General features: G+C 68.2%; 25 protein-coding genes. 9 read left to right on the forward strand and 16 right to left on the reverse strand.

Annotated features, from left to right (window positions below; all coding sequences use genetic code 11):
- Positions 1–39: 39 nt before the first annotated feature.
- The 3 genes from OXS27_RS23550 to secA all read right to left on the reverse strand — a co-directional run bounded on the left by OXS27_RS23550 (position 40) and on the right by secA (position 5,724).
- The gene (locus tag OXS27_RS23550; protein WP_267359041.1) at positions 40–1,983 is read right to left on the reverse strand and encodes a KUP/HAK/KT family potassium transporter; all 1,944 of its coding nucleotides are present in this window, start codon (positions 1,981–1,983) and stop codon (positions 40–42) included.
- A gap of 170 nt (positions 1,984–2,153) precedes the next feature.
- Positions 2,154–2,825 (reverse strand): dethiobiotin synthase, encoded by a 672-nt coding sequence (gene bioD, locus OXS27_RS23555; protein ID WP_267359043.1) that lies wholly within the window; start codon positions 2,823–2,825, stop codon positions 2,154–2,156.
- A gap of 7 nt (positions 2,826–2,832) precedes the next feature.
- On the reverse strand, positions 2,833–5,724 hold the full coding sequence (gene secA, locus OXS27_RS23560) for a preprotein translocase subunit SecA (RefSeq protein ID WP_267359045.1): 2,892 nt from the start codon (positions 5,722–5,724) through the stop codon (positions 2,833–2,835).
- 262 nt (positions 5,725–5,986) lie between these two features.
- On the opposite strand from secA, the gene OXS27_RS23565 reads away from it, so the two are divergent.
- Positions 5,987–6,898 carry a peptidylprolyl isomerase gene (locus tag OXS27_RS23565; protein WP_267359046.1) on the forward strand — a complete coding sequence of 304 codons (912 nt, stop codon included), beginning with the start codon at positions 5,987–5,989 and terminating at the stop codon, positions 6,896–6,898.
- A 274-nt stretch (positions 6,899–7,172) separates the two neighbouring features.
- Here OXS27_RS23565 and OXS27_RS23570 read toward each other — a convergent pair whose 3' ends face one another.
- Together OXS27_RS23570 and hemH are read right to left on the reverse strand one after the other, a co-directional pair.
- Positions 7,173–7,331, reverse strand: a complete 159-nt coding sequence (locus OXS27_RS23570; protein WP_243918394.1) for a hypothetical protein — start codon at positions 7,329–7,331, stop codon at positions 7,173–7,175.
- Positions 7,332–7,423: 92 nt separating this feature from the next.
- A complete protein-coding gene (gene hemH / locus OXS27_RS23575; RefSeq protein ID WP_267359048.1) occupies positions 7,424–8,509 on the reverse strand; it encodes a ferrochelatase in 1,086 nt (361 codons plus the stop codon).
- A gap of 245 nt (positions 8,510–8,754) precedes the next feature.
- Here hemH and OXS27_RS23580 point away from each other — a divergent pair, with 245 nt between their 5' ends.
- Positions 8,755–9,444: a uracil-DNA glycosylase gene (locus tag OXS27_RS23580; RefSeq protein ID WP_243918398.1), complete on the forward strand. Its 690-nt coding sequence runs from the start codon at positions 8,755–8,757 to the stop codon at positions 9,442–9,444.
- A gap of 13 nt (positions 9,445–9,457) precedes the next feature.
- On the opposite strand, the gene OXS27_RS23585 is transcribed toward OXS27_RS23580, so the two are convergent.
- Positions 9,458–9,895: a hypothetical protein gene (locus OXS27_RS23585; protein WP_267359051.1), complete on the reverse strand. Its 438-nt coding sequence runs from the start codon at positions 9,893–9,895 to the stop codon at positions 9,458–9,460.
- Between the two features lie 340 nt (positions 9,896–10,235).
- On the opposite strand from OXS27_RS23585, the gene OXS27_RS23590 reads away from it, so the two are divergent.
- Positions 10,236–10,613, forward strand: a complete 378-nt coding sequence (locus OXS27_RS23590) for an AMP-dependent synthetase (RefSeq protein ID WP_267359053.1) — start codon at positions 10,236–10,238, stop codon at positions 10,611–10,613.
- A 60-nt stretch (positions 10,614–10,673) separates the two neighbouring features.
- On the opposite strand, the gene OXS27_RS23595 is transcribed toward OXS27_RS23590, so the two are convergent.
- Complete coding sequence (locus OXS27_RS23595; RefSeq protein WP_267359055.1) at positions 10,674–11,234, reverse strand: disulfide bond formation protein B; 561 nt, start codon at positions 11,232–11,234, stop codon at positions 10,674–10,676.
- 14 nt (positions 11,235–11,248) lie between these two features.
- Entirely contained in the window at positions 11,249–11,404 is a 156-nt protein-coding gene (locus OXS27_RS23600; protein ID WP_267359057.1) for a DUF5993 family protein, read from the reverse strand.
- Between the two features lie 179 nt (positions 11,405–11,583).
- Between OXS27_RS23600 and OXS27_RS23605 the strand changes: the two genes are divergently transcribed.
- The 3 genes from OXS27_RS23605 to OXS27_RS23615 all read left to right on the forward strand — a co-directional run bounded on the left by OXS27_RS23605 (position 11,584) and on the right by OXS27_RS23615 (position 14,421).
- Complete coding sequence (locus tag OXS27_RS23605) at positions 11,584–12,402, forward strand: enoyl-CoA hydratase (RefSeq protein ID WP_267359059.1); 819 nt, start codon at positions 11,584–11,586, stop codon at positions 12,400–12,402.
- A 144-nt stretch (positions 12,403–12,546) separates the two neighbouring features.
- The gene (locus OXS27_RS23610) at positions 12,547–12,855 is read left to right on the forward strand and encodes a hypothetical protein (protein WP_243918419.1); all 309 of its coding nucleotides are present in this window, start codon (positions 12,547–12,549) and stop codon (positions 12,853–12,855) included.
- 129 nt (positions 12,856–12,984) lie between these two features.
- On the forward strand, positions 12,985–14,421 hold the full coding sequence (locus tag OXS27_RS23615) for a phospholipase D-like domain-containing protein (protein ID WP_267359062.1): 1,437 nt from the start codon (positions 12,985–12,987) through the stop codon (positions 14,419–14,421).
- On the opposite strand, the gene OXS27_RS23620 is transcribed toward OXS27_RS23615, so the two are convergent.
- On the reverse strand, positions 14,339–15,124 hold the full coding sequence (locus tag OXS27_RS23620) for an endonuclease/exonuclease/phosphatase family protein (protein ID WP_267359121.1): 786 nt from the start codon (positions 15,122–15,124) through the stop codon (positions 14,339–14,341). The genes OXS27_RS23615 and OXS27_RS23620 overlap by 83 nt on opposite strands.
- A 356-nt stretch (positions 15,125–15,480) precedes the next feature.
- Here OXS27_RS23620 and OXS27_RS23625 point away from each other — a divergent pair, with 356 nt between their 5' ends.
- Both OXS27_RS23625 and OXS27_RS23630 read left to right on the forward strand, forming a co-directional pair.
- Positions 15,481–15,711: a hypothetical protein gene (locus OXS27_RS23625; protein ID WP_267359063.1), complete on the forward strand. Its 231-nt coding sequence runs from the start codon at positions 15,481–15,483 to the stop codon at positions 15,709–15,711.
- A 132-nt stretch (positions 15,712–15,843) separates the two neighbouring features.
- Positions 15,844–16,053 carry a hypothetical protein gene (locus tag OXS27_RS23630; protein WP_267359065.1) on the forward strand — a complete coding sequence of 70 codons (210 nt, stop codon included), beginning with the start codon at positions 15,844–15,846 and terminating at the stop codon, positions 16,051–16,053.
- Between the two features lie 7 nt (positions 16,054–16,060).
- On the opposite strand, the gene OXS27_RS23635 is transcribed toward OXS27_RS23630, so the two are convergent.
- Genes OXS27_RS23635 through OXS27_RS23645 form a run of 3 tightly spaced genes read right to left on the reverse strand, consistent with a single transcriptional unit; the run spans position 16,061 to position 17,616 of the window.
- Positions 16,061–16,582 (reverse strand): ureidoglycolate lyase, encoded by a 522-nt coding sequence (locus tag OXS27_RS23635; protein ID WP_243918440.1) that lies wholly within the window; start codon positions 16,580–16,582, stop codon positions 16,061–16,063.
- A complete protein-coding gene (locus tag OXS27_RS23640; protein WP_267359067.1) occupies positions 16,579–17,421 on the reverse strand; it encodes a bifunctional allantoicase/(S)-ureidoglycine aminohydrolase in 843 nt (280 codons plus the stop codon). Before OXS27_RS23640 ends, OXS27_RS23635 begins: the two co-directional genes overlap by 4 nt.
- Positions 17,422–17,439: 18 nt before the next feature.
- Entirely contained in the window at positions 17,440–17,616 is a 177-nt protein-coding gene (locus OXS27_RS23645; RefSeq protein ID WP_267359125.1) for a hypothetical protein, read from the reverse strand.
- A 451-nt stretch (positions 17,617–18,067) separates the two neighbouring features.
- On the opposite strand from OXS27_RS23645, the gene OXS27_RS23650 reads away from it, so the two are divergent.
- On the forward strand, positions 18,068–19,054 hold the full coding sequence (locus OXS27_RS23650) for a methyl-accepting chemotaxis protein (protein WP_267359069.1): 987 nt from the start codon (positions 18,068–18,070) through the stop codon (positions 19,052–19,054).
- 625 nt (positions 19,055–19,679) lie between these two features.
- On the opposite strand, the gene OXS27_RS23655 is transcribed toward OXS27_RS23650, so the two are convergent.
- Genes OXS27_RS23655 through OXS27_RS23670 form a run of 4 tightly spaced genes read right to left on the reverse strand, consistent with a single transcriptional unit; the run spans position 19,680 to position 20,714 of the window.
- Positions 19,680–19,844 carry a hypothetical protein gene (locus OXS27_RS23655; RefSeq protein ID WP_267359071.1) on the reverse strand — a complete coding sequence of 55 codons (165 nt, stop codon included), beginning with the start codon at positions 19,842–19,844 and terminating at the stop codon, positions 19,680–19,682.
- Entirely contained in the window at positions 19,835–20,230 is a 396-nt protein-coding gene (locus tag OXS27_RS23660) for a hypothetical protein (RefSeq protein WP_267359073.1), read from the reverse strand. The genes OXS27_RS23655 and OXS27_RS23660 overlap by 10 nt, the downstream gene beginning before the upstream one ends.
- Positions 20,227–20,466, reverse strand: coding sequence for a hypothetical protein (locus tag OXS27_RS23665; RefSeq protein WP_267359075.1), 240 nt, complete (start codon positions 20,464–20,466; stop codon positions 20,227–20,229). The genes OXS27_RS23660 and OXS27_RS23665 overlap by 4 nt, the downstream gene beginning before the upstream one ends.
- On the reverse strand, positions 20,463–20,714 hold the full coding sequence (locus tag OXS27_RS23670) for a hypothetical protein (protein WP_267359077.1): 252 nt from the start codon (positions 20,712–20,714) through the stop codon (positions 20,463–20,465). Before OXS27_RS23670 ends, OXS27_RS23665 begins: the two co-directional genes overlap by 4 nt.
- Between the last annotated feature and the right edge of the window lie 894 nt (positions 20,715–21,608).

The raw sequence follows: 21,608 nt of genomic DNA on the forward strand, positions 1-21,608 counted from the left end.
TGGCCCTGGACAACCGAGTCACACGCCGCCGCAGATCCCTCAGATTTCGATCTCCGTCCCGACTTCCACCACCTGCCGGGTCGGGACGCCGAAGAAGGCGCCGGTGCGCTCCGCGTTGCGCTGCATGAAGGCAAAGAGGTTCTCCCGCCAGGGTGCCATGCCGCGATCATCACTCTTGGCGATGATCGTCTCGTGACCGACGAAGATGGTCATGTCGTCGAGCACGTGCGGCGGTAGGTGGCGCGATTCGACCGCACAGGCCAGACCTTCGGGGATCGAGGCCTCCTCCATGAAGCCGTAGCGCAGGATCACCCGGTAGAAGTCCGGCGCCAAAATCGTCACGTGCGCGCGCTGCTCCCGCGCGACGGTCGGGGTCTCCTCGTAGAGCGCCGTGATGATCAGGATGCGCTCCATCAGGGCGTGGTTGCGCTCCACGAACCGGGACAGGTGCAGCGGGATCCCGTGCTCCGCGGCCGACAGGAAGGCCGCAGTGCCCGGCAGGCGCAGCAGCTCGCGGTGCTGGAGGCCGGAGAGGAAAACGTCCTCCGGCAGGCGCAGGAGGACGCGCGCGTCCTCGACAAGCTCGTTGCCCTTCTTCCACGTCAGCATCATCAGCGCGACGAAGCCGGCGAGCACGAGGGGAAACCAGCCGCCCTCCAGGATCTTCACGCTGTTGGCGGCGAAGAACACGAGGTCGATGGCCAGGAAGAAGCCGTTCACCGCGAAGACAAGGATCGGGTTGTAGCCCCAGCGCAGCGCGATGAGCGCAGCGAGCAGCGTGGTGATGCCCATCAGCATCGAGACCGCGATGCCGTAGGCGCCGGCCAGTGCGTCGGACGATCCGAACATGACAACGGCCACAAGGGTGGCGACGGCGAGCAGCCAGTTCACCACCGGCACGTAGATCTGGCCGCGCTCGTCCCGGGCCGTCTGGACGATGCGCATCGCCGGGAGGAAGCCGAGCTGCACCGATTGCTGGGTCAGCGAGAACACGCCCGAAATGATCGCCTGCGAGGCGATGACCGTCGCCATGGTGGCGAGCGCGACCAGCGGATAATGCGCCCAATCGGGGCAGAGGCGGAAGAACGGGTTCTCGATCGCGCTCGGATCGGCGATCAGCAGGGCGCCCTGCCCGAAATAGTTGAGGATCAGCGCCGGCAGGACCAGCACGAACCACGCCGCGCGGATCGGCAGGGCGCCGAAATGGCCGAGATCGGCATACATCGCCTCGCCGCCCGTCACCGCCAGGAACGCCGCGCCCAGCATGGCGAAGCTGACGGCAAAACCGGCATGGAACATGAAGTCGAGCGCCCGGAGTGGATTGGCGGCGGCGAGGATCTCGGGATTGTGCAGGATCCCGAGGATCCCGAGCAGACCCAGAATCAGGAACCACGCGAACATGACCGGGCCGAACACCCGGCCGATGGCGGCCACGCCCTTGTACTGGACCAGGAACAGCCCGATCAGGATCACCAGCGTGATCGGCACCACGTATGGCCCGAGCGACGGCGCATCGACCTTCAAGCCTTCGATCGCCGAGAGCACCGAGATTGCCGGTGTGATCGCCCCATCGCCGTAAAGCAGCGCTGCGCCGACCAGTCCCACCACCAGCAGCAGTGCGCCCCAACTGCCCGGCCGCGCTTGGCGTGCGCCGAGCAGCGCCAGCATGGCGACGATGCCGCCCTCGCCTCGGTTGTCGGCACGCAGGATCAGCACCGCGTATTTCAGCGAGACGATCAAGATCAGCGACCACAGGATCAGCGACACCGCGCCAGTCGCCGCAGCCGGCACCGACACGCCGCCGCTGGTGGCAGCCTTCACGGCCTCCTTGAACGCGTAGAGCGGGCTCGTGCCGATATCGCCGTAGACGACGCCGAGGGCACCGAGGACGAGCGCTGGCCGCAGGCGGTTGCGGGCGGGCTCGCCCTCCTGCGCCGCGGTCTCCGTTCCGGGTTCCGCGGTGGCGGCAAGGGACTGACTCAACGCAACAGCTCCCGCATGACCCGCCCGGGCCTGGGCGCGTCGAGACTGCTCGACAGTTAGCAGCCAAGGCCACATCGTCCAGCGAGGGCGCAGCCGAAGGCGCCGGGATGTCGGAGCCACACGCAGACTTGAGGGTATAACGCGTCGCGCACAACGCCGAAGCAGCCGGCTCAGATCAGATCGGCGAGCGCTTCCGGACAGGAATCCCCGCGCCGCAGGCAAAAGACCTCCGCGCCGGCGTGACGGGCGATCGACGCGGCCACGGTTGCGGCCGGGGCCGGCGCGCCCTCGCTCTCGCTCACCGCAATGGCGAGCAGCGGGACATCGTACCGGCGCAGGGTCTCGCAGGCCGTCAGCGCGTGGCTGATCGCCCCCAGGTAGCTGCCGGTTACCAGCAAGGCGGGAACGTCCAGCGCACGGAGCCAGTCTAGCCCGGTGGCCGCTTCGCTCACTGGGCTCATGAGCCCGCCGACACCCTCGATCAGCAGCGTTCCCGTCGTGCAGGCGATCTGCGCGCGGCACCAGCCGACGAGGTCGGCCAGCTCAAGGGACCGACCCTCCAGCACGGCTGCCTGATCGGGCGAGAGCGGCGCGGAGAAGCGCCAGGGCGAACAGGCCTCAACCGCCTCGGCGTCGAGGGCGATGTCCTGCGCGTCGAGCAGGCGGGCGGTGTCGCTTTCGGCGAAGCCGGGATCGCCCAGAGCCGGGACGCCGCTCGCGAGCGGCTTCACGGTCCGCACCGCCCGGCCCTGCGCCCGCAGGCGCCGGGTCAAAGCCGCGGTGACGTAGGTCTTGCCGATCTCCGTCCCGGCGCCCGCGATGAAGACCGCCCGCGCGGCCATGCCGGGCTCAGGCCTGCAGGCTGCCGTGGCAGTGCTTGTACTTCTTGCCCGAGCCGCAGGGACACGGCTCGTTGCGGCTGACGCGGCCCCAGGTCCCGACATCCTGCGGATCGCGCTCCAGCACCGCGCCATCCGCCGCCAAGCCCTGGGCGGCGAAGCCGTAGGCGGGGCCGCCGCCGCCATCGCTGCCGGAGCCCTGGCCGGCATAGTCCATCTCGTTCTCGCCCGTGACCGGGTCGAGGTGCTGGGCGAACATCGGCGGCAGCGCCGGTCCGCCGGCGGGATACTGCTCCTGCTGTTCCTGGAACATGATCTCGACCCGCGACAGCTGCGCGGTCACCTGCTCGCGCAGGGCCGTGACGAGGCCGTTGAACAGATCGAAGGCCTCGGACTTGTACTCGTTCAGCGGATCGCGCTGGGCGAAGCCGCGCCAGCCGATCACCTGCCGCAGGTGGTCCAGCGTCACGAGGTGCTCACGCCACAGGTGGTCCAGGGTCTGGAGCAGGACCTGCTTCTCGATATAGACGGTGACCTCGGCGCCGTTCTTCTCGGTCCGCTCGGCATACGCCGTCTCGGCCGCCTTGAGCAGGCGCTCGCGCATCTCCTCGTCGGCGATACCCTCTTCCTTGGCCCAGTCCTCGACCGGCACGTCGAGGTTGAGCACCTCCCTCACCTGATCGCGCAGACCGACGACGTCCCACTGCTCGGCATAGGCGTTCTCGGGCATGAAGCGCGCGACGAGGTCGTCGATCACGCCCTCGCGCATCTCGTCCACGGTCTCGCGCACGCTCTCCTGGGCCATGAAGTCCCGGCGCTGCTCGAACACGACCTTCCGCTGGTCGTTCATGACGTTGTCGTACTTCAGCACGTTCTTGCGCATGTCGAAGTTGCGCGCTTCGACCTTCTGCTGCGCCTTCTCGATCGCCTTGTTGATCCAGGGGTGGATGATCGCCTCGCCCTGCTCCAGGCCGAGCTTCTGCAGCATCCCGTCCATGCGGTCGGAGCCGAAGATCCGCATCAGGTCGTCCTGAAGCGACAGGTAGAACTTCGAGCGGCCGGGATCGCCCTGGCGGCCGGAGCGGCCGCGGAGCTGGTTGTCGATGCGCCGGCTCTCGTGCCGCTCGGTGCCGATGATGTAGAGGCCGCCCGGCAGATCCTTCTTGCGGCCCGCCTCCGGATCCGCCTTCTCGCCCGCGGCCAGCACCTTGGCGCGGTTCTCGGCGATCTCGGCCTTGATCGCCTCGATCCGGGCGTCGCGCTCCGGCCCCTCAGGCACGCCGGCGAGTTCCTTCTCGACCCGCATCTCGATGTTGCCGCCGAGTTTGATGTCGGTGCCGCGGCCGGCCATGTTGGTGGCGATGGTGATCGCGCCGGGCACGCCGGCCTCGGCCACGATGTAGGCCTCCTGCTCGTGGAAGCGGGCGTTCAGCACGGCGAAGCGCTTGGTCACCCGGCCCTCGCGGGCGGCGGCGTAGACGTCGGTCAGCGCATTCGGGTCGGAATAGTCGAGCAGGGTGTAGCCCGCCTTCTTGAGCATCTCGGCGAGGTGCTCCGACTTCTCGATCGAGCCGGTGCCGACCAGGATCGGCTGATGGCGGCTATGCGCCTTGTCGATCTCCGCGATGATGCCGTCGTACTTCTCGGCCACCGTGCGGTAGACCTCGTCGTCCTCGTCGACGCGCTCGACCTCCTTGTTGGTCGGGATATCGACCACGTCGAGCTTGTAGATCTCGGCGAACTCGTCGGCCTCGGTCGAGGCCGTGCCGGTCATGCCGGCCAGCTTCTTGTAGAGGCGGAAGTAATTCTGGAAGGTGATCGAGGCGAGCGTCTGGTTCTCGGGCTGGATCGTGACCCGTTCCTTGGCCTCCAGCGCCTGATGGAGCCCTTCCGAGTAGCGCCGACCCTGCATCATGCGACCGGTGAACTCGTCGATGATCACGACCTCGTCGTTCTTGACGATGTAGTCCTTGTCGCGGGTGAACAGCGTGTTGGCGCGCAAAGCCTGGTTCACATGGTGGACGAGGCTGACGTTGTGCGCGTCGTACAGGTCGCCGTCCTTGAGCAGGCCGACTTCGCGCAGGGTCTCCTCCACGAACTCGTTGCCGATCTCGGTGAGCGAGACCGTGCGCTGCTTCTCGTCGAGGTCGTAATGCTCGCGCACCAGCCGGGGCATGATCGCGTCGACCGACACGTAGAGCTCCGAGCGGTCGTCCACCGGGCCCGAGATGATCAGCGGCGTGCGCGCCTCGTCGATCAGGATCGAATCGACCTCGTCGACGATCGCGAAATTGTGCCCCCGCTGCGCCAGCTGGGACATCTCGTACTTCATGTTGTCGCGCAGGTAGTCGAACCCGTACTCGTTGTTGGTGCCGTAGGTGATGTCGCAGGCGTAGGCGTCCTTGCGCTGCGCGTCGTCGAGCCCGTGCACGATGGTGCCGACCGAGAGCCCCAGGAAGCGGTAGAGCTGACCCATCCACTCGGCGTCGCGGGCCGCGAGGTAGTCGTTCACGGTGACGACGTGGACACCCTTGCCCTCCAGGGCGTTGAGGTAGACCGGCAGCGTCGCCACCAGGGTCTTGCCCTCGCCGGTCTTCATCTCCGCGATGCCGCCCTCGTGCAGCACCATGCCGCCGATCATCTGCACGTCGAAGTGCCGCTGGCCGAAGACCCGCTTGGCCGCCTCACGCACGGTGGCGAAGGCCGGCACGAGGATGTCGTCGAGGCTCTTGCCGGCGGCGAGTTCCGCCTTCAGCATATCGGTGCGGGCGCGCAGGGCGTCGTCCGACAGGACCTGGATCTCCGGTTCCAGCGCGTTGATCAACGCCACGCGGGGGCGATAGCCCTTGACGCGCCGGTCGTTGGAGGAGCCGAAAATCTTCTTGGCGATCGAGCCGAGCATCGTGGACCTGCGGACGCGCGAGCCCGCCCACGCAGCAGCGTGGCGGGCCGGCCTGGGCGGAGTTGGCCGGGCTTATAGAGGTAAACATCGCCCGGTGCACCTGAAAGGGGCAGGCCTCAACGCCTGTCGATGCGGTCACGGTTCCGACAGCGGCGGAACCGCCGCGCTTGCCTTCTCGTGCGACGCGGGCCACCTGTGCCGCGGCCCGCCGCCCGGCCCGGTCCGGAGCGGCCACGAGACGTCAGCCGAGGATTTCGCCCGCATGCTCCACCCCGCCCTCCTCCGGCGCGTCAGCGCGCTCGCAATCCTGATCGCGATGCCCGGCGTCGCGCTGGCTCAGGCCCCCCAGAAGGCGCCCGCCGCCACGCCCGCCGCGAACAGTCCGGCTGCCCCGGCGGGGCCGGATTCGGTGGCGGCGAGCGTCAACGGCAAGCCGATCACGCAGGGCGACCTCGCCATCGCGTCCGACGATCCGGCTTTGTCGCTGCCCGGCGTCGATGACGCCCAGAAGAAGAACCTGCTGGTCGACTACATGGTCGACCTTCGGGTCGGCGCGCAGGCAGCCGAGGCCGCCAAGATCGGCGATACGCCGGAGTTCAAGCGCAAGCTCGCCTACTTCCGCGACAAGCTCCTGCTCGATGACTATCTGGAGCAGGAGGCCAAACGCGCGGTGACCCCCGAGGCCGAGCACGCGATCTACGATCAGACCGTCAAGCTGATGAAGCCCGAGGAGGAGGTGCATGCCCGGCACATCCTCGTTGATAACGAGGGCGACGCGAAGAAGATCGCGGCGCGGATCAAGGGCGGCGAGGACTTCGCCAAGGTCGCAGCCGAGACCTCGAAGGACCCGGGCTCGAAGGCCGAGGGCGGCGATCTCGGCTGGTTCACCAAGGAACGGATGGTGCCGGATTTCGCGAACGCCGCCTTCGCGATGAAGCCCGGCCAGGTCTCCGACCCGATCAAGACGCAGTTCGGCTGGCATGTGATCAAGGTCGAGGAGATGCGGACCAAGCCGCAGCCGACTTTCGACGAGCTGAAGGAGCAGATCGACCAGCACCTGATCCGTAAGGCGCAGCAGGACCTGATCCTGAAGCTGCGCGCGGATGCGAAGATCGTGCGCCCGGACGCACCCGCCGAGGCGGCTCAGCCGGCGCCGGAGACGAAGAAGCCGTGAGTGGTGGGCGGGGCAGCGTCGGACGTACGCTGCCTCTGGCTCGCATGACGCGCACCCTGTCCCAGACGCCTGGAACGCAGTGGAAGGTGATCCGGGACCCAGCACGAACAGCGCCGCGTCAGCAGCACCGTTTTCTTCAGAAGGACGCTGCGCGTTCTCTTGCGCTGGATCCCGGATCGCATTCCGCTGACGCTGCATGCGCCCGGGAAAGGGGCGCGCGACTCACGAGACTGCGTGCTTGGCCCAGCACCTTGAGAAAGCTGAGTCTCTGCCGTCAGTACGGCCGATCCGGCACGAGATAGCTCGATTGCGCCGGCGCGGGCGTCGGCGTGACTCCAAGGGCGGCGAGTTCGCTGGTGCGGCGGCCTTCGGCGATCCGGTCGAGCACCGCGATCAGCAGCCAGGGGCACGCGATACCGATGAAGAACGCCATGGAACCCTCCCGTGCCGGATCAATCACCCGTCCGGCTTGAGGGGAGAATAGGCGGCCGGGGCGCGACAGCAAGCGCCCGCTCGGACCAATCCTCAGATCCAGCCCTGAAGCTCCCGCCGCACCACGTGCTCGATCACCTTCATGCCGAGGTCGCTGTCGTTCAGGCACGGGATATAGGCGAAGCGCTCGCCGCCATTGTCCTCGAAATAGTGGCGGTTCTCGCCGTCGAGTTCCTCCAGCGTCTCCAGGCAGTCAGCCGTGAAGCCCGGCGCTACGATCGCCATGCGCTTCACGCCCGATTTGGCCAGATCCATCACGGTCTCGTCCGTGTAGGGCTTGAGCCATTCCTCGTTGCCGAAGCGCGACTGGAAGGTGACGCGCATCTTCTCCGGCGACATCCCCAACGCCTCGCGGATCAGCCGGCCGGTCTTGTGGCACTGGCAATGATAGGGGTCGCCCTTGAGCAGGTAGCTGCGCGGCACCCCGTGGAACGAGGTCAGGATCACCTCCGGCTCGAAATCGAGTTTGGCTAACCCTTCCCGGATCGAATCCGCCATGGCGGCGATGTAGACCGGGTCGTCGTGATAGGGCGGCGAGACGCGGACCGTCGGCTGCCAGCGCATGTCCATCAGGGCGCGGAACGCCTGATCGCAGGCGGTTGCCGAGGTGGCGGCGGCGTATTGCGGATAGAGCGGCACCAGCAGGATGCGATCGCAGCCTTGGTCGAGCAATGCCTGGATCCGGCCGGCGACCTCCGGCTTGCCGTAGCGCATCGCCCAGTCGACCACGACCGTGTCGCCCATCGCGGCTTGGAGGCGCTCGCTCTGGCCCCGGGTGGTGGTCTTGAGCGGGCCCTCGTTGAGCGCGTTGTTCCAGACGCTGGCGTAGTCGCGGCCCTTGGGCCCTGGACGCTTGGTCAGGATGATCAGGTTGAGCAGCGGCCACCAGATCAGCCGCGACACCTCAATGACCCGGCGGTCCGACAGGAACTCCTTCAGATACCGGCGCATCGGCCAGTAGCTCGTGCCCTCCGGCGTGCCGAGGTTCATCAGCAGGACGCCGACGCGGCCCCAGGCGACCTTCGGATGGTCGGCCGGCAGGGTGGCGGCCGCGGGTTCGCGCGGGGCGAGGGGACGGCCATTGGCCAGCGCGGCGGCGGGTTCGACGCGTTCGTTCATGGCAGCGTCCCGGCGCCGCGCGCCGGGTCCTTCCTGTGGCATCAGATATCCGGCGGCCGACTCGCACGCTGAGGCCTGGACCGGAGGCTTAACCCCGTCGGGTCGGCTTCCATGTAGGGTGCGAAGTCGGCCGGCGAAGACCGGATGCGACATGCCGCACCGGATCCTCACGCACGACCCCTGTTCCTAACCACGCGGGGCGGCGCGCCGCAACCGAGGCTGTCGCTGGGCCACATGGAGATTCGATGAGCGAGACACCCGTGACCGATGCCCTCGCGGCCTTCCGCGCGTCCGGCTCACCCTGGCTGGTGCTACCCTTCTTCACCGATGGCGGGGCCGAAGCCGTGGCGGACCGGGTCGATGCGCGGATCGCGGCCGGCGCCCACGTGCTGCCGGCCCCGGCCCAGATCTTCCGCGCCCTGACGGAGACGCCGCTGCCCGCCGTGCGCGCGGTGATCCTCGGGCAGGACCCCTATCCGACACCGGGCGATGCCAACGGCCTCGCCTTTTCGTTCGTGGGATCGGGCCGCCTGCCAGCCTCGCTTAGAGTGATCCTCGCCGAGGCGGGTTCAGACCGGGCCGCCGGCGGCGACCTCACCGCCTGGGCGCGACAGGGTGTCCTCCTGCTCAACAGTGCGCTGACGGTCGAGGCCGGCAAGGCCGGGGCGCATCTACGATTCGGCTGGGCGCGTCTGACCGATGAGGCGGTGGCGGCGGTCTCGGCGCGGCCGGAGCCGGCGGTCTTCCTGCTCTGGGGGGCCCAGGCCCGGGCCCGGGCGGCGCTGATCGATCAGAGCCGCCATGGCGTGTTCGAAAGCGGACACCCTTCCCCGCTCAACCGCGCACGGGACTTTCCCGGCTCGGACCCGTTCGGCCGGGCCAATCGCTGGCTGACCGAGCGCGGTGTTCGGCCGATCGAATGGCCGCTGGGTTAAGCCGACCGTCCCGTCACTGCGGCTTGGCCGGCTCCGCGGACTTGGCGGATTCCGCAGGCTTGGCGGGTTCCGCAGGCTTGGCCGGTGCGCCTGCATCCGCGCCAGCCGGCAACAACACGTTCTTGGCGACCGTGCCCTCCGGCCCGTACTCGCCCGCCACCGCCAGGCATGCCTGATCGCGGTTCTGCTGCATCTGGTTCGACATCAGCGTGAACATCGTCTGCACGCGGTTGCCGAACGGCCCCCGGGGCTGGACGTCCTCGATCCGGACGCTCTGCTTCGCCAGCAGCCCCTCGAACTGCTCGCTGCCGATCCGGTAGCCGCAGACGTTGGAGGCCGCGAAGATGTAGGCGGCGAACTCCAGGGCCCGTGGGGCTGGCGCGTTGCGGATCTGCGCCTGCGCCGGAAGGGCGGCGGCGATCAGGGCGGCGGAAAGAACGATGTGGCGCATGCGGGGGCTGTCTCCTCGATCATGGCGGCCTCTGTCGGGCCGCCTCGGCGGACAACGACATAGGCCGGTCCGCAGCCCGCGCCACTGCGACCGAATTTGACGACAAATCAAGGCTCGGCCTTCACGCCTCGTTGGCCATCGTATCAATCGTGAGGGCGCCAACGCCCGAAAAGCGGCTCTTGTTCCGCTCCCGTCGTGCGGTGAGACAGAGTGTTAACCGGCTCGCGTCACGCCAGAGACCACGGTTTGTCCAGATCCAGGCGGTCTGCATCGCATGTTCGGTCTCGAATCCACTGTCGTCCCCCCTCTCGCCCCGGCACCGCGTGCCTCCGAGGGGCGCATGCCCGGCGGTGCGCGGCGCACCGATTCGGCTTTGTCCGCCGGCCCGGTCTGTCCGCACCGCGTGGCCCGCTGGGCCTGGGGCGAAGGCCTCCGGGCAGGCGACGCCGTCGCGCTGCTGGTGCAGGATTTCGGGCAGGCGGAGGCCATGCGCCTCGGCCTCGGCCGACTCGGCCTGCGCGTGATCGACCTTGCGGGTCGCCGCGGCGACGCGTTGGCGGAGGGCCTGTCCGGAGCCGTCCTGGTCATCGCCGACACGCATCTGGCGGAGGCCTACGCGGCGGTGATGGGCCGCCTCGCGACCTACCCGGCGCTGTGGTGGAATGGCCCGGGTGCCGATTTCGCGAGCCTCGATCTGGCCCTGGCCGAGCTGGCCTGAGGTTCTCATCCGGCCGCAAATTTTTATCGCAAACCCGGCGGCTACTTTCGCGAAACCTGCTTAGCGCGCCAGCCACGCATCGAGCGCTTCGTAGCGCGTCGGGTCGTCCGGGCAGAGGCCGGTGCCGCATTCCGCCGCCGTCGAGACGGCATTGGCCAGGGGGACGCCGAGGAACAGCAGAAGACAGGCCGTCCCGAAGAGCCCGGCACCCTGCCCCGGCAGGGTGGCAGGCTGGTCGGTATCGGCGATCAGGAGGAGCACGGCCACCGCCCCGATCAGCGCCACGAAAGCGATCAGTGTCAGGGTGTAGAAGTGGAGGCCGAATAGCGTCGCGCCATAGCCGCCGGTTCCGGGCACGACGTGCAGGGCGATCTGCCGAGCCGCGATAGCCGCACCCACCAGCGCACCGAGGATCGCGATGCCGTAATGGGACGGCCGTGGGCCGAATCGGATTCCGAGCGCGAAGCCGAAGCCCGAGGCCGCGAACCCCGCCCGCTGCAACAGGCAGAGCGGACACGGCAACTCGCCGAGCAGGAGCTGATAGCCGAAGGCCACGAGCAGGATCGCGCAGCAGCCCAGCAATCCGAGGGCGTTGAGCGTGCGGGCATGGAGCAGCGTCATGGCGCGTGATCCGGTCAGAAATCAAGGTTGAGCGTCGACGTGGCGTGGGCCGCGAACAGCGCCAGCGTCCCGAACAGCGCGGCGAGCCACAGCCCGATGGCGATGCCCCGCCGCCCGGCGAGAATCGCCGCCGCGCTCGTCGCCAAGCCGATGAACGGCAACACCATCATGATCCGCGTCCCTCGATCTGCCGGTCGGGGGAGCCCGGTCCGCTGCGCGAACGGGGACGCATGAGGGGTGAAGCTTTCGCGGACCTGTCGCGGCCGGCGTCGCGGCCCATCGGCCCGCATGCTACCCCTGGTTCGATAAGCCGGCCCCCACAGGTCGAGCCGGCATCGGGAGACGCCCCATGACAGCAGCGACTGCGCCGGTCCCGCCCATCGCGGCCGATCCACAGGCCCCGGTCCTGCTGCGCAGCGATTCCGATTGCGTCGCGACCCTGACGATGAACCGCCCCCAGGCGCGCAACGCCCTGTCGATGGCCCTGATGGCCGCGCTTCAGGACGCGCTCGACGCGATCCGGGTGGACCCGGCGGTGCGGGTGGTCATCCTTCAGGGGGCCGGCCCGGCCTTCTGCGCGGGGCACGACCTCAAGGAGATGCGCGCCGAGCCGTCCCGCGACGCGACCGAGGCGGTGTTCCGCGCCTGCGCCCGGCTGATGCTGAGCCTGACCCGCCTGCCGCAGCCGGTGATCGCGCGGGTCCACGGGATCGCCACCGCGGCCGGCTGCCAGCTCGTCGCCACCTGCGACCTCGCGATCTGCGCCGAGTCGGCCCGCTTCGCCACGCCGGGGGTGCAGATCGGTCTGTTCTGTTCGACCCCAATGGTCGCGCTGTCGCGGGCTGTGTCGCGCAAGGCCGCCCTGGAGATGCTGCTGGTCGGCGAGCCGATCGACGCCCAGGAGGCGCTGCGGATCGGTCTGGTCAACCGTGTCGTACCGGAGGCGGACCTCGACGCCGCGGTCGATGCGCTGGCGGGCCGCATCGCCGGGAAGGCGCGGCGTGTCCTGGCGATCGGCAAGGAGGCGTTCGGCCGCCAGATCGAGATGGGCCTGGAGGAGGCCTACGGCTACACCGCCGAGGTCATGGTCCGGAACATGATGATGGCCGACGCACAGGAGGGAATCGACGCCTTCCTCGGCAAGCGCCCGCCCCGCTGGGAGCCCTGAACTGCGCCGACCCTATCGACGCATCCTGGCGCGATAGGACGCAGGCCCATCGGCGCCGCTCGCGTAGGTTCTGGCGCCGCCCTGCCCTAGGATCGGGAACGCGCCGGTCGTGCTGGACCCCGGCGCCCCAACGCGGAACGGCTGATGAGCACCATCGACCTGTTCGGTCTGACGCTGGCCTTCTACGGAACGATGCCGCCGCCGCGTCCGCCGCGCCCGGATCGCAACGGTGCGACCTGGGCCGCCGCCTTGGTGTTCGGTGGCATCTGCATCGCCATGGTGGGGCCGATGGTCACCATCTGGAGCTTCCACCGGCCCTACGCCGAGGCCAAGGCGCGCTGCATTCGGTCCGGCGGCCGCGTCCTGTACGCGGCCCTCGATGGCAGCGGCCCCTATCGCTGCGAGAGGCCGGTCGAAGCCGACGTGGCGCATCCGGTCACGAATGCGGATTAATCCGCGACCCCGCGTCACCTTCGGGTATATCCGGCGCCGTCATCAGAGCGCTCTTCGCCGAAGTGGACCCCGGTTCGGCGCAAGAGAGCGCGCTACAATGACGGCTCTTGCGAACCGGATGCCGAGACCTTGGAAAACGCGCTCCTCCGATGGCTTCACTCCACCGCCCTCATGCGGTCGGATGTCGAGGCCGTCATCGGCTTCGTCTTGGCGATCGGTGTCACCCTGCACGCGCTGCTGCGCAAGCGGCGGGTCAGCGTGGCGGTGGGCTGGATCGGGCTCGCGTGGCTGTCGCCGATCTTCGGCACCGCGCTGTACCTGACCTTCGGCATCAACCGCGTCTCGCGCCGGGCCCGGCGGCTGCGGACGAAACCCTCCGACGCCCTGCACCTGCCCGATACCGACGACGCGGTGGTGCCGGAGGCGCTCTGGCCCCTCGACCGGGCGATCCGGCGGATCACCGGCCTGCCGGCCTTCGCGGGCAACACCGTGCAGATGTTCCGCAACGGCGACGTGGGTTATCCGGCCATGCTGGCGACCATACGGGAGGCCAAGGTCAGCATCGGCCTGTCGAGCTACATCTTCCGCGACGATCCCACCGGCCGGGAGTTCTGCGACGCCCTGGCCGAGGCGAAGGCGCGGGGCGTGGAGGTTCGCGTCATCATCGACGGGATCGGCGGCGGCTACTTCCGGGCGCCGGTCTACCACCGCCTGACCGCCGCCGGAGTGCCGGCGGCCCTGTTCATGCACTCGGCCCTGCCCTGGCGGATGCCGTTCCTCAATCTGCGCTCGCACAAGAAGCTGCTGATCGTCGACGGGCGCGTCGCCTTCACGGGTGGGCTGAACATCTGGCACGCGAACCGCGTCGCCCTGAAGCCCGAGCATCCGATCCGCGACACCCATTACCGGCTCACCGGGCCCGTGGTCGAACAGCTGGCCGCCGCCTTCGCGGCCGATTGGGCCTTCGCGGCCGGCGAGAACCTCGACGGCGCGCCGTGGTTCGTCGACCTTCAGCCCACCGGGACCAGCGTCGCCCGGGCGGTGACCTCCGGCCCGGATGCCGACGTGGAGAAGATCGAGCAGGTCATCCTCCAGGCGCTGGCCTGCGCGCGTCGGACCGTCCGGTTCGTGACGCCCTACTTCCTGCCGGACGAGCTCGTCACCGGCGCCCTCGCCCAGGCCGCTACGCGGGGCATCACCGTCGACGTGATCATCCCGCGGGTCAGCGACCACCACTTCATTGACTGGGCGACCCGGGCGCATCTCGACCCGCTGCTCCGGGCCGGTGTCCGGGTCTGGCTCGACGAACCGCCCTTCGACCATTCCAAGGTGATGGTGGTGGACGACATCTGGTGCTTCGTCGGCAGCGCCAACTGGGACATGCGCAGCTTCCGGCTCAACTTCGAGCTGAACGTCGAGATCGTCGACGCGGATCTCGCGGCCCAGCTCGACCAGTTCATGCGCGCCAAGATGGAGGCCCGGCTCAGCCGGGAGGATCTCGCCGCACGCGCGCTGCCGATCCGTCTCCGCGACGCAGGCGTGCGACTGCTGCTGCCATACCTTTGAAACGGCCGGGCACGTGTGCTTCGGGTGCCGGCCCGAGATGGACCACGATCGGGCGGTGATCGGAGCGGCCCCGGGGCAGCACCGCGTGGTCGTGGCAGATGAGGCCGCGGGCGAGGCAGCGGTCGAGCCGCAGCGGCAGCACCTCCACCATCGCGTGGGTCGGCCGGCGGGGGCCGACATCGCGGAATCCCGGGATCATCGCGGGCCCGACGATGTTGTAATCGCCGAGCACGGCGGCGCGGGGCGGCAGCTCGGAGACGATCCGGCGGAGCTGGCGCCGGTTCAGCATCTGCCCGTGCGACAGGTGGACGTTGGCGATCCCGAACGCGCCGAGGTCGAGGATCTGGCAGACCCGATGCACCAGGGCCCCGGAGGGCAGCGTGATCACCCGCGGGGGCGCGGGCCAGGGGGTCGGGCTCCACATGGCGAGGCCGTGGATCCGCCCCGGCAGGGGCGCCCACGCATAGTGGCCGCCGATCCGGTCGAGCAGGAAACCGATGGCGCGGGTCGCCTCCTGCATCAGCAGCAGATCGGGTTTCTCCTGGGCGACCAGGGCGGCGACGTCGTCGACCGCCGCGCCGGTGCGGCGCAGCAGGTTCCAGCTCACGATCTTGAACGGCGGGTGGGCGTTGTCCGCCGGCCGGAGCGGCGGGGTTTGAACCGGGGCGAGGCCAGAGCGGGCCGGGCGTGCAGCGATGGTCATCGGGCCGGACTCGTACTTCATCGGGTGGCCCCGTCGCCACCGCCGCGCTTCAACGCGCGCGAGGGCCGGACGTTCGATAGGATCCGCGGCGACGACAGTTCCACGACTGCGAGGCTTGCGCCGGATCGTGTGCATCCCGGGGCTGGCCGGATAGGAATCGGGGACCGAACGCATCGACTGGAAGCGGTATCAGTCGACACGTCGGACTTCCCACCGATCGAGCGACGCGGGACCGACGGCAGGACATATCGATTTCATCAATTCCCCATATCGATCCAATCTGTTTGGATCATGTTGCTGTGCAGCGTAGATATCGCTCGACGCCGGGCCAGACCCGGATATCGAGAGGATTGATCATGACCCTGCGTTCCTTTGTTCTCGCCGCCCTCATCGCCGCCCCCATGGCCGCCGCGACCACCGGCGCCCTGGCCGACGAGGCTCTGACCCTGACGCCGCCGCTCTACCGTGACCAGGCTCGGACCACGGCCACCGCGCGTCCGGCCTCCGAACTCGCCACGACCCCGCGCCTCGTCCCAGCGACGCCGGCCGCCACGCGCGTCGTCGCGGCTGCGATGCCGACGCGCTGACATCCGACGCCGTGATCCGGCTTCACGGTTGTCGTCAGCGCACCTCTCCGCTCGACACGCATCGTTGCCATGCCCTGCGGGCGGACGCTTCTCCGCCCGCAGGGTGTATGCTCGGTGAAAATGGAGGGCGCGATGGCGTACAGGATCTCATTCTGGAAGGGGAAGCGCGTCAGCTTCACCAAGCTGTGGCCCTGCGATCTGGAGGCGGCCGTCGCCCACGCCAAGACGCAGCTCCCGGTTCAGCGAGCGCAGACCGGCGCGACATCCGTGAGCGTGCTCTGCGAGCGGACCGGCGAGGTCGTGTTCACCTTCACGGAGGAGCCGGAATCCGCCGAGTCGTGATCGGCCGTCAGGCCGTGCCCGAATAGTGCACCGTCCAGGGCTCCGCGAAGACGTGTTCCTCCAGGTTCACGCCCGATCCGCCGCGATCGACCACCACGAAATCCTGCCGCGCCCCGAACGGCGTCAGCACGCCGTGCCACGTGCCGCGTGCGTAGCAGATCCCCTGGAACGGCCGGGTGGTGACGAAGGCCCGCGGTCGACCGGGCTGGCCGTCTTCGTCCAGGCAGACCACGATCAGGAACGGCGCAGCACTCAGCGGAACGAAGGCCTGGCTCCCGAGCGGATGGCGCTCGACCAGGCTCAGGCGCAGGGGCAGCGGATAAGGCTCCGCCTCCACGAGGCCGATCACCGCGCGGGCGCCCTCCCCCGCCAGCTCGATCGCCGCGAGATCGTGGAAGCGGCGCGCCATGCCGCCGTTCATCGGACGCGCCACAACGGTCGCCGTATCGATCACCGATCCGAACGGCGCGAAGGCCGCGTCCGTCAGGGGCTCGGCCGTGATCGAGCGGGCCTCGGACTTCCCCGTCATCGTCCCGTCCCGCGCAGAGCCCCCAGGGCGGGATGCCGGTTGACGTCCTTGTAGAGCAGGTAGCGGAACCGGCCGGGGCCGCCCGCGTAGCAGGCCTGCGGGCAGAAGGCGCGCAGCCACATGAAGTCGCCGGCCTCGACCTCGACCCAGTCGCGGTTGAGCCGGTAGGCGGCCTTGCCTTCCAGCACGAACAGCCCGTGCTCCATCACGTGCGTCTCCTCGAACGGGATGGACCCGCCGGGCTGCATCGTGACGATGGTGACGTGCATATCGTGGCGTAGGTCGTCGGACGCGACGAAGCGGGTCGTGGCCCAGGCGCCGTCGGTCCCGGGCATGGCGGCCGGTTCGATCGCACCCTCATGCGTAACGATGGCTTCCGGCACGCCGAGGCCCGGCGCTGGCTCGTAGCGCTTGCGGATCCAGTGGAACCGGGCCGGCTCGGCACCCGCGTTGTCCAGGCGCCAGGGCGCGCCCGGCGGCAGGTAGGCATAGCTGCCGGGGCGCAGGCTATGGGTCCGGCCCGCAAGATCCAGGCTCGGGGTGCCTCCGACCACGAACAGCACGCCCTCGGCTTCCGGATCGGGCTCGGGCGCCTCGCTGCCGCCGCCGGGGGCGACCTCCATGAGGTACTGGGCGAAGGTCTCGGCGAAGCCCGACAGGGGCCGCGCCAGGATCCAGGCGCGGGTCCCGTGCCAGCCTGGCAGGAAGCTCGTGACGATGTCGCTCATCACGCCCCGCGGGATCACCGCATAGGCCTCCGTGAAGACCGCGCGGCCGGTCATCAGCGCCGTCTGCGCCGGCAGGCCCCCGCAGGGCGGATTATAGGGTGTCTGGGTCATGGCGGTCTCCGGCGGCGTTCAGGCCGTTTGGGGCACGGCGGCCGGCGTGTCGAGGATCGCCGTCGCGTCGGTGGTCTGCTCGCCGTTCAGGATACGATGCGCCCGCGCGCGGTCGATGTCGCCCGGCCAGACGGCCCCGACGATCGTGGCGAACTTCGTTCCTCCGGTCCCGAGGCGACGAAAGCGAGGGGGCATGATCTCGCGTTGGTTCGAGCAGGCGCGAATCGACCGCGAGCCACGGATTCGCGAAACCGGCGGCATCGCCCGGGACCGTAATTCCCCGGTGGCGCGGTTCCCGGCGGGGATCAACCTGGGCTCTAAACTGTGCTGCGCGACGTCGCACAAAATTCATCATTGCGGTGTTCGCGGCCGCTCGATCATATTGAGCTGTCTATCTTTTCCGATAGTGCAATTGAGATAACAGTATGCCGTCTATCGCTGTATTTCATACAGACGAACTGATTTAATAGTAGAGAAATTTTGATTTATTATCGAGCAGTACGATATCGTCTATGCATCAATCTGAAAAAAAGGCAGACCGTTTATTGATTTGAAACTTGAGGCTTCGTATGACCGCGTCCAAGCAATCGTTCTGTGCGGTTGTCGCTGGCGTGCGGCCCAAACCTGAGATGAGCGGAAAGACGTCATGGCTCTCGTGATAAAAGCCGCCCTGTCGGGCCCGCAAACCTTGGTGCGTAAGAACGAGCAGGCCAGTCCCACCCAGCTCGGGCGGCTGAACGAGGAGAATCGGCGCCGGGCCCGGACCTTCGCCAAGCAGCAGAAGGCGGCCGAGCGCATCGCCGCCGCCACGACGCAGCTGGCCAGCGGCGTAGCCGAGGCGTCCTCCGCGGCGGAGGAGCTGCGCAAGGCGATGGAGCAGATCGCCGCCGGGGCCGAGCAGGCGGCCGGTGCCTCCGAGCAGTCGCAGCGCGCCGTGACCACGGTGTCGGAGGCGATCGCCAGCGCCCGGACCGAGGCCGAGACGTCCCGCCAGAAGACCGAGGCTCTGCAGACTCTGATCGCCGGCGTGAGCCAGCAGATCCGGCTGAGCATCGCCTCGATCAGCACCTCCGCCGACCGTCAGGCCGCCTCGGTGACGATGATCGTCGAGCTGGAGCGGCAGGCCGCCAATATCGGCGACATCGTCCGCGCCGTCGCGCGGATCGCCGACCAGACCAATCTGCTCGCGCTCAACGCCGCCATCGAGGCGGCCCGCGCCGGCCAGCACGGCAAGGGCTTCGCGGTGGTCGCCGACGAGGTGCGCACCCTGGCCGAGACCTCCGAGAAGAGCGCGGAGGAGATCCAGGCGCTGATCGGCCGGATCCAGGAGGACGTGAAGGTCATCGCCGACGGCATCAACCGCTCGGCCGAGGGAGCCCGCCAGCAGGTCGAGAAGGGTGAGGCGATCACGGCGCAGCTGGAGGGCGTACGCGCCGTGATGGTCGAGATCGCCAGCGGGGCCGATGCCATCTCCCGGGTCGCGGTCGAGGCCGAGAACGGGGCCGGCGAGGCGCAGAAGGGCGCCGAGCTGATCGCCGCGGCCGCCGAGGAGCAATCCTCCGCGGTGATCGGCAGGATTATCCTGTCCAATCATAACGTTAGCTTTCGGCGGTTGTTCGCTACCCACATCTAAGCCCGCGCCTGTGAGGCGGCTTTGTAGGTGCGGCTAGGGACTGCTGCGGACTCTGTCGCCCGCACCGGATGAGCGAGCGGCGTTCGTGAGGGCCGGACATCAACCGGCAAAACTGGCGTGCAAAGCTTTTGCTGTCGGTGGATCCACCCGGCCGTCCACGCTCGTCCCGATGCTCCCCTCACACTGCTGAGGGGCGGGCGTGGATGCTGGAGGCTCGGCAAAACGGAAACCGTTTCCGTTTTCGAAAAGCGAAATTGTTTCGCATTTGGCTGCCTAAGGGTATTTCAGCCGGGGTCGGCGCTCGGGATGGGACGTCGACCTCCACGCCCGCCCTTCAATGCCGTCCCAACGTTCATCAGGGGGCGGGCGTGGATGCGGAGATCCGGCTCGGCAAAACGGACATCGTGTCCGTTTTCAAAAGCGACACGGTGTCGTGTTTGACCTCCCCGAATTTGGGGAGGTCAAAACGGAAACGGTTTCCGTTTTCCGAAAGCGAAACCGTTTCGCATTTGCCGCCCGGCTGGCGGATCACCACTGAAGGTGGGGGGCGCGTCCCCCAGCCTGAGCCCTCGCCAGCTTGGCGAACCCCCGGCCGAGTAGAGTCGCCAAGTTGGCGACACTACCCTCACCGCAGCGCTGCCCGCGCAACTAGACCATCGGCCAGCCGCACCCGTTCTCGCGACCGCTCAAAGGCCTCATCACCATCACGGTGGAGGCGTTCCGACCTGTAAAGATCGAACCGGGCGAGCCGGATCATCCGGATGGCAAGGAAGGTGTAGATCAGGCGCATAGCTTGATCACCTCCCTCAGGACGGTGTGCACGATCCGGGTGCCGTCGTCATGATCGTCACCCTCGGTTGCTGTGAAGCGCTCGTAATCCTCCAATGCCAGCGCAGCCTTTGCCGCCAAGTCCTGAAGCGTAACCGAGGGCTCCTCGATTGCTCGGGTGAACACCACGTCCACCTTGCTGATCTCGTGGTCCAGCCGGTCATCGGACCAAGGCTCCCTGGCTGCTGTGTCGTCGATCCATGCTCGGTGCTGGACGGCCCAGAGGCAGGCTTCGGCGAGATCGGACTGCGGTATGGCTGCAGCCGGAGGAAGGGCCATGACGGCCCCACCTGTGAGCGGGGCGGCGAGGATGGCGCCGAGGGCGGCGCGGCGGGTGGAGGCGGTCATCGTCCGTTCTCCCGAGCCGTTTGCTCCTGACGGCGAGCAGCCTCCCACCCTTTTGCCAGGCGCGCAGCGGCGTCTTCGATGGCGCAGCCAAGGGTGTAGAGGCAGTCGGCGGGGGTATCGTCGTGGTGAGCGCCTAGGTGGCGGATCAGCTTCCCGAGCCGCTGGATATCCAACAGCGGCTCCTCGAAGCGCAGCAGCGTGATGCTGAGGTCAGGCTGGGAACTGGGCGCGTTCATGCCACCCTCCCGCTGTTGAAGTAGTGAGCACCCCGACCGGTCCACTCGGCCGCGCAGCCGTCCTGCTCGGCGGGTTCACGATCCACGTCGGGTTCGCGGTCGGTATCGGGCTCCCGGTCCGTGTCGCCGTCCATGGCGTCGAGGAGGTCGATCAGGCCGCCGATCAGATCCTCGACCTCGGTGCGGGACAGGGTGCGGATGCCGTGGGTGAACGCGGGCGCCAAGTTGGCGCTTGCGTCGGCCTGCATTGCGCGAATGGCCTGTGTGACCGGTCCTACCTGGGCTGAAGGCAAGCGTGGGCGTTCACCGCCGCCGAAGGGCGGTGTAGGGTGGTGGATAGCCATGTGACGGTTCCCAAAGCGTTGCAGGGCTAGGCTCGGCGCGGGAGTTCCAGTCCTTCGCTGAGCCGTTTGCTATTGCTAGCAGATTGCTTATAGTTGCTTGCACAAAGGCCGTCAACTAACATCTGCTAGCAATGTCTGAAGAGCGTGAGACGCGATCCGCCCCACTGGGTCTCCGGATCCTGCCATCCGTGAAAAAGGCGCTCGAACAGGCGGCCGCCGAGGACGCGCGGACCATGGCGTCCTACGTCGAGAAGCTTCTCACCGAGCACCTGAAGGCAAAGGGCCATCTGAAATGAGCATGAGGCTCGTCGGTAGCCTCGGGACGACCAAATGCGTGCCATCCTCATTGCCGCGGCAGTCGCGATCGCGGTCGCCGCTGTCGTGGTTCTCGGCGGCCTTGTACGCCGCATGATAAGCTGAGCTTCAGTCGCTGTGGCCTGTGGACCACGCAAATTCTGAATTGACGAACCGATAAAATTTCGCGCTGGCGACTGGCTTCAGTCTATGGGCATCAATGGCCTCGCTACTGCGGGAAGCCGTCTATGCCGATCTCCTTCGATGACCGCTTGCACCGCTACATCATGGTGGCGCTGGTAAGCGGTGGCTTCGCCATGATGGCTGCGGCTTGGCTCTGGGAGGGGCTATGACTAACTGGCTCACCGGACAGGGCTACGTGCGGCACCGCGAGGATCCGGAAGGGGCGAACTGATGCTCCGCACCACTTGGCCGAAGGCGCGGGGCTAGCTGAAGTGAGGACGCCGCTGCTCGCGATGGCGATCCCTGTCCTCGCAGTGTCGG

The sequence above is a fragment of the Methylobacterium sp. GC_Met_3 genome (assembly GCF_026540775.1).
Lineage (GTDB): Bacteria > Pseudomonadota > Alphaproteobacteria > Rhizobiales > Beijerinckiaceae > Methylobacterium.